12 protein-coding genes are annotated in these 13,575 nt (G+C 37.6%); 3 read left to right on the top strand and 9 right to left on the bottom strand.

Annotated features, from left to right (window positions below):
• Positions 1-18 precede the first annotated feature (18 nt).
• From ACWNMY_RS10745 to ACWNMY_RS10755, 3 genes are all read right to left on the bottom strand, one after another.
• Positions 19-1,287, bottom strand: coding sequence for a cytosine deaminase (locus ACWNMY_RS10745; protein WP_449538220.1), 1,269 nt, complete (start codon positions 1,285-1,287; stop codon positions 19-21).
• Positions 1,277-2,530 carry a cytosine permease gene (codB, locus tag ACWNMY_RS10750; RefSeq protein WP_449538221.1) on the bottom strand — a complete coding sequence of 418 codons (1,254 nt, stop codon included), beginning with the start codon at positions 2,528-2,530 and terminating at the stop codon, positions 1,277-1,279. Before codB ends, ACWNMY_RS10745 begins: the two co-directional genes overlap by 11 nt.
• Before the next feature lie 383 nt (positions 2,531-2,913).
• Positions 2,914-3,492 carry a uracil-DNA glycosylase gene (locus ACWNMY_RS10755; RefSeq protein ID WP_449538222.1) on the bottom strand — a complete coding sequence of 193 codons (579 nt, stop codon included), beginning with the start codon at positions 3,490-3,492 and terminating at the stop codon, positions 2,914-2,916.
• 151 nt (positions 3,493-3,643) lie between these two features.
• On the opposite strand from ACWNMY_RS10755, the gene ACWNMY_RS10760 reads away from it, so the two are divergent.
• Positions 3,644-4,114: a hypothetical protein gene (locus ACWNMY_RS10760; RefSeq protein ID WP_449538223.1), complete on the top strand. Its 471-nt coding sequence runs from the start codon at positions 3,644-3,646 to the stop codon at positions 4,112-4,114.
• Between the two features lie 82 nt (positions 4,115-4,196).
• Here the strand turns inward: ACWNMY_RS10760 and ACWNMY_RS10765 are convergent, their stop codons facing one another.
• Genes ACWNMY_RS10765 through ACWNMY_RS10775 form a run of 3 tightly spaced genes read right to left on the bottom strand, consistent with a single transcriptional unit; the run spans position 4,197 to position 8,250 of the window.
• On the bottom strand, positions 4,197-6,038 hold the full coding sequence (locus tag ACWNMY_RS10765) for an ABC transporter ATP-binding protein (protein ID WP_449538224.1): 1,842 nt from the start codon (positions 6,036-6,038) through the stop codon (positions 4,197-4,199).
• Positions 6,035-7,774 carry an ABC transporter ATP-binding protein gene (locus ACWNMY_RS10770; RefSeq protein ID WP_449538225.1) on the bottom strand — a complete coding sequence of 580 codons (1,740 nt, stop codon included), beginning with the start codon at positions 7,772-7,774 and terminating at the stop codon, positions 6,035-6,037. The genes ACWNMY_RS10765 and ACWNMY_RS10770 overlap by 4 nt, the downstream gene beginning before the upstream one ends.
• A gap of 11 nt (positions 7,775-7,785) precedes the next feature.
• The gene (locus ACWNMY_RS10775) at positions 7,786-8,250 is read right to left on the bottom strand and encodes a PadR family transcriptional regulator (protein ID WP_449538226.1); all 465 of its coding nucleotides are present in this window, start codon (positions 8,248-8,250) and stop codon (positions 7,786-7,788) included.
• A 425-nt stretch (positions 8,251-8,675) separates the two neighbouring features.
• On the opposite strand from ACWNMY_RS10775, the gene ACWNMY_RS10780 reads away from it, so the two are divergent.
• Positions 8,676-10,076, top strand: coding sequence for a purine-cytosine permease family protein (locus ACWNMY_RS10780; protein WP_449538227.1), 1,401 nt, complete (start codon positions 8,676-8,678; stop codon positions 10,074-10,076).
• An 85-nt stretch (positions 10,077-10,161) separates the two neighbouring features.
• Here ACWNMY_RS10780 and hprK read toward each other — a convergent pair whose 3' ends face one another.
• Entirely contained in the window at positions 10,162-11,097 is a 936-nt protein-coding gene (hprK, locus tag ACWNMY_RS10785) for an HPr(Ser) kinase/phosphatase (protein WP_449538228.1), read from the bottom strand.
• Between the two features lie 119 nt (positions 11,098-11,216).
• Entirely contained in the window at positions 11,217-12,071 is an 855-nt protein-coding gene (locus ACWNMY_RS10790) for a sulfurtransferase (protein WP_449538229.1), read from the bottom strand.
• Between the two features lie 227 nt (positions 12,072-12,298).
• Between ACWNMY_RS10790 and rluF the strand changes: the two genes are divergently transcribed.
• A complete protein-coding gene (gene rluF, locus ACWNMY_RS10795) occupies positions 12,299-13,006 on the top strand; it encodes a 23S rRNA pseudouridine(2604) synthase RluF (RefSeq protein ID WP_449538230.1) in 708 nt (235 codons plus the stop codon).
• Positions 13,007-13,116: 110 nt separating this feature from the next.
• Here rluF and ACWNMY_RS10800 read toward each other — a convergent pair whose 3' ends face one another.
• A complete protein-coding gene (locus ACWNMY_RS10800; protein ID WP_449538231.1) occupies positions 13,117-13,473 on the bottom strand; it encodes a nucleotide excision repair endonuclease in 357 nt (118 codons plus the stop codon).
• Positions 13,474-13,575 lie beyond the last annotated feature (102 nt).

Genomic DNA, 13,575 nt, shown 5'->3' on the forward strand with positions numbered 1-13,575 from the left:
CTGGTTGCCCCTTTTCGTCTATCTAGTAAATGTGACTAGCTCTGTTTTATCTAGAGTAATCATTGTTTCACTTGGCTTTGTTTCGGCAATTATTTTTCCGTTTCTGAAAGAGTAACGTACCTTAGCCTGTTTTCGAATCGTTTCATATTCATCTTCAGCAGAAAGAACAATAAAGTTCGCTGGCTTCCCTTCTTCTATCCCATACTGATCTTCAATTTGTAATGTTTTTGCACTATTTTTTGTGATGAGATCAATCGAGTTTACAATTTGCTCATAACCCATCAATTGTGATGCATGGATTCCCATATGCAATACCTGAAGCATATTCCCTGTTCCAAGCGGATACCATGGATCAAAAATGTCATCATGGCCAAAGCAGACATTCAACCCCGCTTCTAGAAGTTCTTTTACACGAGTCAGTCCTCGTCGTTTTGGATACGTATCAAATCGTCCCTGTAAATGAATGTTCACAAGTGGATTAGAAACAAAGTTGATATTCGAGAGATTTAATAATCTGAATAGCTTATACGTATAAGCATCATTATAGGAACCCATTGCGGTTGTGTGACTTGCAGTTGTGCGTTCTCCAAGTCCGCGCTCATAAGCTTCCTTTGCCACAACTTCAACGAATCTAGACTGCTCATCATCGATTTCATCACAATGAATATCAATTAGCCGATCATACTTTTCGGCAAGATCGAACGCAATTTTTAACGAGTCGACGCCATATTCTCGCGTGAATTCAAAATGAGGAATTCCACCAACGACATCTGCGCCCATTTTTAGTGCCTCTTCAAGTAATTCTGCTCCATTCGGGTAGGATAAGATTCCTTCCTGTGGAAATGCAACAAGTTGAATATCAACAAAGTCCTTCATTTCATGTTTCACTTCAAGCATCGCTTTTAATGCTGTTAATGTAGGATCCGTTACGTCAACATGTGTACGAACATGTTGAATTCCCTGAGCAATTTGCCATTTAATCGCTGTTTTTGACCGAACTTTTACATCTTCATGGGTTAACGTTTCTTTCCGCTGTGACCAGCGCTGAATTCCCTCGAATAGAGTCCCGCTCAAATTCCACTCTGGCTCACCTGCCGTTAAGGTTGTATCTAAATGAATATGTGGCTCGATAAAAGGCGGTAACACGAGCGCACCGTTAACATCTACTATCTCTTCATTGTTTCCTATATCATCAAGATTTTGTGTGATTTTTTCAAACTTGCCATCTTTTATGACAAGATGCCAACGTCCTTCTTTTCCTCGTAATGTAGCATTTTTAATATTCAACAGTCATCACCTTTGCTTCCTTATTGATTGGTATAACCTTCATTAATACTAGATAACTAATAGCAGTTCCTAGTAACGCATTTAGTGGTGTAATTCCCGGCAATACTTGGGCTAAACCTACGCCTACAGCCCATGCAAGAATGGAAATCCAATTCACAGATGCAAATTTCATATTTTCATAAGCACCATATTCTCTACGTTTTATGAAAAAGTAGTCCGTAATAATGATAGCTCCTATGGATGGAATCGCAGCACCTAGTAGTGTTAAAAAGCCAACAAAGTTGTTGTACATCCACATTGCCATGATTGTCCCTACTATGCCGTTTACTACAACAAAGACTTTCTTCGGAATCTTTGTGATATTAGCGAATCCTAATCCAGAAGCATATAGCGCGTTATCATTTGTCGTCCAGATATTTAGACCTAGAACGATGATTGCTGGAATCATTAATCCTTGTAGGAACATGACCTCTGAAATATCACCTAGCCCATAAGACATTGACCCGATTGCACCAAACAAGAACATAAGCGAATTTCCTAAAAAGAAGGCAATGACTGTTGCAAAGACTGCGGAACGGGACGTTTTTGCAAACCTTACGAAATCAGGTGTTAATGTTCCAGCACTAATGAATGATCCGATGCAAATCGTGAGTGCAGCTGAAATTGTTAAGGATACAGTTGGTTTGTATTCCATTAGGGCACCTAACCCACCTAGTGATTTAGTTGCTTCAACTGCAGAATAACTACCAAGTATTGCAATTGCTGGTACTGCGATGAAACCTAAAATAACTAATGCCTTCATTCCAAATATGGATGTTATTGTCATAGCAAGTCCGAAGATAAAAATTAATGCATACACATTCCAGTCCATTGCATTTGCAACTGGTACTGCGAACATAGCTACACCTACTCCATACCACCCCACCTGTGTAAATCCTAATAAAAAGGAAGGTAGATATGATCCCTTATCACCGAATGCGTACTTGGCTAAAAGGTGCGTAGATAACCCTGTCTTTGATGCTATATAAGCGAGGACACCTGTATACAAACCAAGTGCTAGGTTTCCTCCTAATACAACTAAGATAAATTGAGTAAAGGTCAAGCCCATTCCCAATTCTCCACCTGCAAGCATACTTGCAGAGAAAAATGTAAGGCCTAACATGACTGATAATGTCTTCCAAAACCCATTTCGACTAGATTGTGGTACTGCTTGCCATGAGAACTCTGAATCTACTTTCTTCATTACTTGATTCCTCCTGTATGATCATTTCTGATACCAGAAGCAAGCAGAAAAAAAAGAGGCTAATCACCAGTTATCCTGACAATTAGCCTCTTCATCTATTAAACGTACACAGGAAAAGTTCGCACACATATCCCCATGTCTTCTAATAGAATCCGCCGTCCTTGTCAGCCTCTCTGGACTGAATTAAAGGTACCAGTTATTTAATTACATTTATTATTTCAGAAAATTATATATACGTCAATACAAAATTTTCGAACCATATTTGCTATATCAATAAAATAACCGCCACCATTTAATAATGAAGCTGCTTTTTGTCATAAATGAGAAATGAATTAGAAAGGACAGGTTTTATAATCCCGCTCCTTACTTAAAAACTGAATTTTTCAGGAAAGTAGTTTCTGAAGCTCTGATGCCACTAACTCCATATCCTCAAGAAGGAGCGGATATAAATTTGGTCGTCTCCTTACAGCTAAAGGATGATAGCCTACAGTTGCTTGGTATCCATTTACCAGATGCCATTTTCCTCTTAGTCCCTTCACATCAAGCTCTTGATTCTGGAAAAAGGATTGAACAGCTACATTGCCTAGACAAATAATTAGCTTCGGTTTTTTCATATCTAGCTGTTCATGCAAATGGTTCATGCAGATTTCCCGTGTTTTCTCCTTCTCATAAGCCCGTACCGGTCTTCTTTTTAATATATAGGTAACATATATATCCTCTTTTGCAAGGCCAGCTTCGTGAACCACCGTTTGTAGAGTCTGTCTTGTACCACAAACCATATGATTTCCATCGCGGTCTTCACGAGCACCTGGATTATCTAATACAATCATAATCGGTGCCTGTGGATTTCCCTCCCCCCAAACCATTCTTGACCCTTGCAAATAGAGCCCACATTCCTTGCAATCCTTTTGGGCATTTGGCGTTGGATCTTCTGGCCACATTTCCGGGCAAAATGATTTCACTTTTCCCTCACGCTCCTTGCTGTCTAGGATACCCAAGTTAAAATGAATTTTGACAGGGATTAATAAATCATGAATAAATACATAAAAATACCAAATAATACATTTGTAGAAAAGTGATTCTAATACATGTAATAGGCAGGGGGAGACACTTATGTTTCATAGGAGGAGACACTTCGTATTTAATATTTTTATAATATTGATCCCGTGGCTAACCTTATTATTCATTGGAAAGCGTAATTTTAAACGATATTCTGTAGCAGGTATCTTTATTGTTATCTTTGAAATCATCAATCATTTATACGGCCATAGACGTAAATGGTGGGCATTTTTTGATAGGCCAAGATCCTTTATAAAGGATGAGCTTCCGTTTAGTGTAGGCCCTTATATGCCTCTGTCTATGTGGTTGCTAAAGCTATCCTTTGGAAACTTTAAAAAGTTTATTCTTCTTAATGTATTAGCCGACGGTATTTTCGCTTTTCTTGGTATGGATATTCTGAAGAAAATGAAAATAATTAGGCTCAATGGTTTAAACCGACTTCAATTTTTCCTCTATATCCACTATAAGGCTTATATATTATATGGTGTACAGTACTTGTTTGAACGTTTTAAAGGATACAGATAGTACATATAGAATCAATAAAATAGCGCCCATCCCTTCTATTCGGGATAGGCGCGTAGTATTGCAGATTTACCTCACAACTTGATTATACAGATGGGCTCATTCGTGAACGAAGATTAAACTGGCTGTCATACATATCAAAATAATACCCTTTCTTTTGTAAGAGCTCGTTGTGTGTACCTGACTCTATGATTTCCCCTTGGTGGATAACCAATATGCGATCCGCATTTTCAATCGTCTTTAAACGATGAGCAATAATGAAGCTTGTTCGTCCTTCCGTTAAACGATTAATTCCCTTTTGAATTTCAATCTCAGTATTTGTATCAATGCTTGACGTAGCTTCATCCAGTATTAAAATATCCGAATCCGCCAATATAGCCCGGGCAATGGCTAATAATTGGCGCTGCCCTTGACTTAAATTGGATCCACCAGACATTATTGGCGTATGATATCCTTCAGGCAAATGCTTTATAAATTGATGTGCCGATGCCATCTTAGCTGCAGCGATTACTTCTTCATCACTCGCCTCTATTCGTCCATACCTAATATTCTCCATAATCGTTCCTGAAAATAAGAACGTATCTTGAAGAACCACACCAATTTTTTTACGTAATCCACTAATTTGATAGTCACGAATATCCCGACCATCTACCATTAATTCACCTTTTGTTACATCATAAAATCTCGAAAGCAAATTTATAATGGTTGTCTTTCCAGATCCAGTGGGGCCTACAAGAGCAATCTTTTCCCCTGCTTTTACATGAAAATGAATATCTTTTAGAATCGGTTTTTCCTCTTCATATCCGAAGTGAACATGTGAAAAAGTAACATCACCTTTTAAGGAATCTACAACAATAGGATTTTCCTTGTCTACTACATCTGGAGTTTCATCCATTATCTCAAACACTCGCTCCGCACCTGCTATCGCAGACTGGAACATATTTAATAGATTGGAAAGCTGATTAATTGGTCTGAAAAACTGTCGAGAGTAAAGAACAAAAGCACCAATGATACCAACAGTCGTTAGGTCATAAACCGCCAATAATGCCCCTATAGCAATGACAAGGCCAAGACCTAGATTGTTGATAAAGTTATTAACTGGGCCAAGGTATCCAGAAACAGTGTCAGCATCCATGGCTGATTGGCGCAATCTCTCATTTATCTCCGAAAATTGACGATTCATTTTCTCTTCCTTACCGAAGAGCCTTATGACTTCATTCCCTGATATAGATTCTTCAACAACACCGTTTAACGCGCCTAGATCACGCTGTCTTTTAATAAAGTGACTACTACTATATTTTATTAATTTCTTTGTCGTAAAAATCATTAATGGGATGACAAGGAGAGTAACAATGGCAAGTATCCAATTTAGCGAAAACATCGCAATGGATACTCCTGTCACCATTAAAACCGATGAAAGGATCTGGATAACACTTTGGCTTAATGCATTATTCAAACTATCAATATCATTTGTCACCCTGCTCATGAGATCGCCATGTGCTCGCTTATCAAAAAACTTTAAAGATAAGGTGTGAAACTTATCGAATAAATCCTGTCGTAGGTTCCGTATCGTTTGTAAGGAGACTCGAACCATCATGAAGGTTTGCAACCAAGTAAACAATGCTGTTGCTACAAAGACGACAGTCAACAACCCTAAAAATCTAACTGTTCCTTTAATATCCTTTGGAATGATATAGTCATCAATGATAATCCCAATCATATAGGGACCTAGAAGACTTAATAATGTAGTCAGAACGACAAAGACAATTGACGCAAGTAAAGCGATTCGTTGATCCTTCATCAACTTCCAAATCCGTCTTAATGTCCCCTTACTATCCTTTGCTTTCACAACTGGACCATTAAGTCCTCTCGGTCCACGCGCTCTATTTATTATATTGGGATTTGACTGTGCAGATGGTTTACTCATCCTGAAACAGCCTCCCTTCCACTCTGTGAAGTATAGATTCTATGATAAACCTTATTCTTTGTCAGTAATTCTTCATGAGTTCCACTAGCCTCTATTTCCCCATCTTCAAACACAAGTATTTGATCAGCATTCATAACGGAGGAAATCTTAGATGAAATGATAAAGACGGTTGTAGTAGAAAAGCTTTTTTGCAGCGCCTGTTGTACAGATGCTTCAGATAACGCATCAATCGCAGAAGTCGAGTCATCAAGAACAAGAATTCTTGGCTGGCGAATAAAAGCACGAGCCATTGACAACCTCTGCCTCTGCCCACCAGATAAATTTGTCGCTCCCTGCATAAGGGTATGATTAAAACCTTCATCGAGTCTATCAATAAATTCAGATGCAGCAGCCCAAGAAGCAGCTTGCTCCATGTCACTTTTCGTTATGTCTTCTTTTCCAAAGCGTAAATTTTCCTCAATCGTTCCAGAAAACAAGGTTGCCTTTTGTGGAACAAATCCGATTGCTGCTCGGAGTTCCTCAAGAGACAATTCTTTACTATTAACCCCATCAAGGAAAATAGCCCCTGAATCGGGATCATAAAGCCGAGGCAGTAACTTAACGAGTGTTGATTTCCCGCTGCCAGTTGAACCAATAATACCTATCGTTTGTCCAGGCTTCGCTTTAAATGAAACGTTATGCAGCACATTATTTCCATTTTTGCTGTAACTAAAGCTTACCTCTTTAAATTCAATTTCACCTTGTATCTCATGACTTGGATACGGATTTTCAGGCTCCCTAATGTCAATTTCTGTTTCAAGAACTTCAACAATTCGACCTGCAGAAGGAAAAGAACGCGCAATTTGCATAAGTACGTGGCTACTACTAATTAATCCGTTCATCATAATGTTTAAATAGTTTATAAAGGCTAATATAACACCCACTTGAAGTGTACCTTCATTTACCTTGATGACACCCATCCATAACCCTGCAATGATTCCAATATTAACAACAAACATCATGATTGGCATAAGCGTTAGTATTAGTTGCTCGGCTGACATATTTCGTTTCATTAAAGCATTATTAACGGCTGTAAAATGGGAACTTTCGTATTCTTGACGATCAAATGCCTTTATTACTCGAATACCTGCTAATGTTTCTTGCAGTTTTGTATTCACCTTGTCCATTGCTTTTTGTACATTCATAAAAAGCTTTCCGGATTTTATTGAAAAGAAATAAATAAAACCAATTAAAATTGGAATTGTGATTAATAAGATTGGAAATAATTCGCGTGCGGTAAACCAAACAATGACAACAGATCCGAAAAACAATAACGGTCCCCGTACAAAGATACGTAAGGTCATGATCACAGAATGCTGTACTGTCGTTATATCATTTGTCACAATGGTTATTAATTTCCCCGCTCCAAATGAATCAACATTATGACTCGAAAATTGTCCTGTTTTTTTAAACACATCACGTCGGATATCAGTGGCAAAATTAACTGCCGTTTTTGCGGCATAAATAGAGCTTCCCATTCCACCAATTAATCCGATCACTGCACATAGTAACATCACTAATCCAAGTTTTATGACGTAGCTATTATCTTGATCTGCAATCCCTGTATCAATTAATTTTTGCATAATTGTGGGTTGCAACAGATCCATTGATACTTCAATAAACATGAAAAGTGGTGCTAAAATAGCAAAAAATAGATATGGTTTTATATACGTTAATAATTTTTTTATTGCACCCATGAATGTTCCCCTTACCCCATAAAGTTCTTTTTCAAGCGTGTGGTCATTTCATCAAGAAAAGCAATAAGATCCTGTATGCCATCTGGATTGCCGCGCTTATGTTTTACAACTTTTTTAAGTTCTTTTTCCCATCGATCCAGCGCTGCCCGTAGTTGTGTGGATTCCTCAGAATTTTTCCATACCATTCTTTCTTTCCACTCATTCCAGAACCCTTCTTCAGCATGAGTAGCAGCCTCTTTAATCCGTTTGATTCCGTTCTCATTAATCAAATAAACCTTCTTACCTGACTCAATCGTAAGTTCAATTAAATTCTGATCAACCAATTCTTGAAGGGCCGGATATACTGTACCAGCACTTGCTGTATATGCACCATCCGAGCGTTCCTCTAACTCCTTCATAATTTGATACCCGTGCATGGATTCTTCGTTGAGTAAATGCAAAATCGCAAATTGAACAAACCCTCTCCGTCGCCTCATTATATCTCCCCTTTTTTATATCGACAATTATAATCGATATATCGTTTTGAATCAATCGTAATATAAGAATATGGCGTTTTATGAAATAAGTACTAAGTTGAATGAATGTCGTAAAAGAGAGTACCTTTTTACACTTAGCTTTTTTAATATGACAAATCAAAGATCTACATTCTGTTGGAAAAACGCACGTTTAAAGGTGCTTACTGTCTTATTATTCGGCATTCGGCATTAATACTAAGATAAATGCGGGATAGGACGACCTCATGTTCTCTCAACCTATTTAATCCCGAAATATGCTGTTTTATCACATTTGATTGATATCTACCATAACTGATATGATAGTGAATAGGTAATTGAATGATTCAACTGTATTTTTCAAAAGTAATATGATTGTGAAATCATTCACAAAAAAAGGAGTTGATAAGATGGGATCTGATACAAGTAAGGGTCAGAACCATAAAAAAGAGCTGAGTGATGATTATTCATTAGATAGAGTCCCTGTAAACAAAAGAAATATGGGTTGGCTAAGTATTACGAATATCACTTTTGGAATTGCAACAGCTATTTTTTATTTTCAAATGGGGAGTGTGATGGCACTCCAATTTGGTGCAATTAACGCCATTATATCTGCAATCTATGCCATAATAGTTGCTGGTATTCTTGGTACCTTTATCGCATATTTATCTGCAAAATCAGGAATGAACGTTAATCTTTTATCAAGGGGCGGCGGATTTGGTTATATTGGCGCATCTTTGACCTCCATTATTTACGCTACTAACTTTATAATGTACTGTGCGCTAGAAGGCCTTATTTTAGTTGCAGCGGTACACGAATTCTTCCCAAGTATACCTGAATGGGCTTTAATCCTATTCTTTGGTACCGTTGTAATTCCTCTTAACTGGTTTGGAATTAAACAATTAGATAAATTACAAAAATGGTCATTACCGTTATTCGGGGTATTTTTACTTGCTGCAATTGTTGTAGCGGCTATGAAACCATCTATTTATGACGGAAGCTTTTGGTCCTACATGCCAGAAAATGTACAAGTTGGAGGTACTGCCCTTCTACTCTGTATTGGGATGCAGCACGGAATTATGGGGTTAACACCTTTACTTGCGTCTGATTATGCTCGCTTCCTTAAACCTAAGGACATCAAAATCGGAAGTTTCGCAATTGGGTTTGTCCCACAGATATTTTGTTTCGGTGTAATGGGCGGACTCGGAATTTGGTTTGGTGTTCGATTAGGAGAGCCCAATCCAGGAGTATATATTGTACTATTGCTTGGTATTTGGGGTGCATTGTTTACCATGATAACTCAACTACGAATAAATGTTACAAATATCTATAGTGGATCTTTATCACTTTCCAACTTTTTTGAAAATGTGTTTCATTTTAAGCCTGGAAGACGCTTTTGGGTCGTTGTTACAGGCGTTTCGGCAATTGCATTAATGCTTGCCGATATAGTAAATCATCTTAATACTGTATTAACCTTCCAAGGGGTTTTTCTATTATCTTGGGCGTCCATTTTAGTGACAGATGCTATATTCATTAAGAAAGTTTTAAAGATTGGCCCTGGGTATTATGAGTCTAGACAAGAGTACTTGCATAAATGGAACCCAGTTGGCGTTGGTTCGCTACTGGTCTCATGCAGTCTTGGTACGGTTGCTGCACTAGGATATATGGGAACATTCCTACAAAGCACAGCAGCATTTTTTGCTAGCATTCTTGCATCTATCCTCACGATTATTTGGGCAATCGTGACAAAAGGAAAGTATTATATTAAAGAAGAAGCCAATGACATTGAAAAAGAAGAATACATTGCTTAGTGTTTTTGATCCCTCTACGAAAGATTGTAGAGGGATTTCTCTATATATAGAGCTTCACGTATTGGTATGAGAAGCTCTATTTATATTAGTCAATACTAGCATTTGTCATGTCTGCTTCGATTCTACTCATGAACTCTTCTGCTGCATTGTATCCCTGCTGCTTCAAATACCAGTTATTTGCAGCTGCTTCGATTAGCCCCGCTACATCACGTCCAGGTTGGAGTTGAATTTCAATAGATGGGATTTTTACACCCATATACTCTGTAACTTGTATTTCTTGGTCCAAATCATTATATAGCTCATCTTTTTCCCATTTGGTTAGATGTATATCAAGAGTTATCCTAGTTTCATCTTGGAAGGCCTTTCGACCATACATACGAACTACATTCAATAATCCAATACTACGAAGAGCCAAAAACTCCTTCGTCTTCTCGTCATGAGTACCGAGAATCGTCTGCGGACTGAGCTTTTTCAGGACTACGATATCATCTGCTACAAGTCGATGCCCCCGTCGAATCAAAGTGTGAGCCATCTCGCTCTTCCCTACCCCAGAGCTTCCACGCAGGAGGATTCCAATTCCAGATACATTCATACAAACCCCATGTATCGTCACTTCTTGCGCTAATTCCTTTACCAAAAATGTATCCAATTTCGTAATAAAATCTGAGGTGATTTCTGGCTGATTTGTGACTAATAAAGGTATCCCTTGTTCAATACAGTGTTGTCTAAGATAGGTAAGGCCTTCCTCTCCACACGTTACAATAAAGCAAGGTGGATGATACTTTACAATATTTCCAATGCGGATTCTGCGTTCCTCTTTACTTAATTTATGTAAGTACGTGACTTCCTTTTTACCTAATATTTGAACCTGCTCTGTTGGGAAAAAGTCAAAATGACCAACAAACTCCAAGCCTGGACGATGCACTCGTGGTTGCGCAATCAATTTCTGTAGTTGATCTTCACCTGCCAGAACCTTTAACGAAAACCTTTGAACCAAGCTTTCAACTGTTATATTTTTCACTTACTATTTCACCGTCCATTTAGCTTTTTACCAAAAGTATACGTAAGAATAATCAAATCGTCATCCAATTAGACCTTTTTCCATGTTTAGGGTCTTCCTCCTAGACGACGACAAAGCTCTTATTCTTCAATAAATTGCTCTCTTCCTTTTATTACAGGATTCTCTTGATATGACACCCAATCACTATAGCTTCCTGCATATAGCTTTACATTTTTAAATCCAGCTATTTTTAATGAGATAAAGTTAGGAGTGGCCGTTACTCCTGATCCACAATAGACAATAACAGGCTGGTCTTGTTCAAGTTCAATAAATCTATTCTTCTGTTCTTGACTATTTTTAAATGTCCCTTTCTCCATACCTTCTGTCCAACTTTTATTTATTGCACCTGGTATATGTCCTGCAATTCGATCTATGGGTTCCACTTCACCAAGATAGCGGCTTTCATCTCTTGAATCAATTAGTATCGGAGACTTTTTCTTTTGTTCAACAATGGCTTTTACATCTTCATAAGATGCCAGCATATCATGTTGAATTTGCATGTCAAATACAGCAGACTTGCTCTCAGGCACTTTCCTAGTCGTTTCATAGCCTGCACGAATCCAACCTTCGTAGCCCTCATTTAACACAAATACTTTCCTATGCCCTAAATAAGTAAGCAACCACCAAAATCGAGACGCATACTGGCCATCTCCATCATCGTACGCAATAACTATCTTTGAATGGTCAATTCCTGCCTTCTCAACGTCTTCCTTAAATTGCTCCAAATCCGGAAGTGGATGCCTTCCTCCATGTTCTAATACAGGTCCTGATAACTGTTTTTCTAAGTCGAAATAAAAGGAACCAGGGATATGACTTTCTAGATATAGCGTTTCTCCCTTATCAGGTTTACCTAGTTCAAACCGGCAATCTACTATTATTACCTCATTGTTTAGCAGTTCCCCAATGAGCCATTCTTTCGAAACTGTAAATTTCATTATAAGCCCCCATCCATGTAATCTAATTTTCTTATTATGTAGATTATACACTACATATGGAGTCCTATAATACGTGACCTAGCTTATCTGCTATAGATTTACATATATTTTTCGTTTATAATCTGCAGGTGGGTTAAAATGCGAAATATGATATACCCCTATGTATCTAAATGGGGTTTTTAACCAAATAATAGAATATACTACTTCTCACGTAAGGATGGTCTAACATGCGCATCAATAAATATATTAGCGAATCTGGAATCGCATCTAGACGGCAGGCAGATAAGTTGATAAGTGATGGTAGAGTCACAATCAATGGTAAACGAGCAAAAATAGGAAGCCAGGTAGAACCTGGGGATGATGTTCTGGTTAATGGCTCACGCATTAGTGTGGCAAGAAACAATGTCTATCTTGCTTTAAATAAACCTGTAGGTATCACAAGTACAACTGAAAAAAAAGTAAAGGGCAATATTGTGGATTTGGTTAATCATCCATTACGCGTTTTTAATATCGGACGATTAGACAAAGACTCTGAGGGATTAATTCTTCTTACGAACGATGGTGACATCGTAAACGAAATTTTACGTGTAGAAGGTAAGCATGAAAAAGAATATATCGTATCGGTAGATAAACCAATAACGGCTGAATTTTTAAAAAAGATGTCAGAGGGTGTAAAAATCTTAGGGACAAAAACTCTTCCCTGTAAAGTTAGACAGATATCACAATTTGAGTTTAATATTATTCTGACACAGGGATTAAATCGCCAAATTCGTCGTATGTGTGAAGCATTGGGATATGAAGTCTATCGATTACAGAGAATTCGTATCATGAATATTCATTTAGGGAATCTTCCACCAGGACAATGGAGAGATCTAACAAAGAAGGAGAAAACTCAATTATTTAGAGAACTAGAATATGAGCCAAAAGAATGGTAAGAAACATAATAATGCTGGTGGATGCGAGAAAATAACGGACACCAAGATATATAGGAAAAGGCAATAAGAAGTCATAAGTATGCTTATTGCCTTTTTACATATAATCAGCGTTATTTATAAAATACCTTGTCTATATTGTACTTTGATTTTAGTTCATTAATAATATACGTTTCATAAATCTCTCTATATACAGGATCCTCAATTACACAAACCTCTATCCTCGTTACTTCTTCTCTATGCTCTTTAATTGGGGATACAGAATCCTCAAAGTGCTTCTTAATTCGCGGTCTCAACTTTCTTGCTTTACCAACGAATAATAGCTCCTGCTGCTTATTATAGAACATATAAATGCCGCCCTTATCTCTAGGGATAAGATGAAATTCAGTAAATCCATAAATATTACTTAACTCTGGATTCGTCTTTTTAGTAATTGTCACATCTGGTTTTGGTATCGTTATATTTATCATGTCTTCATATCCTCCTTCACTTTCTTTCTATTGTCTACCATATCACAAACCATTAAACCCCTGCTTATTTTGATTCAATTTAGTCTTTATCTAAAAAATTTA

Source organism: Ferdinandcohnia sp. Marseille-Q9671 (genome assembly GCF_976954385.1).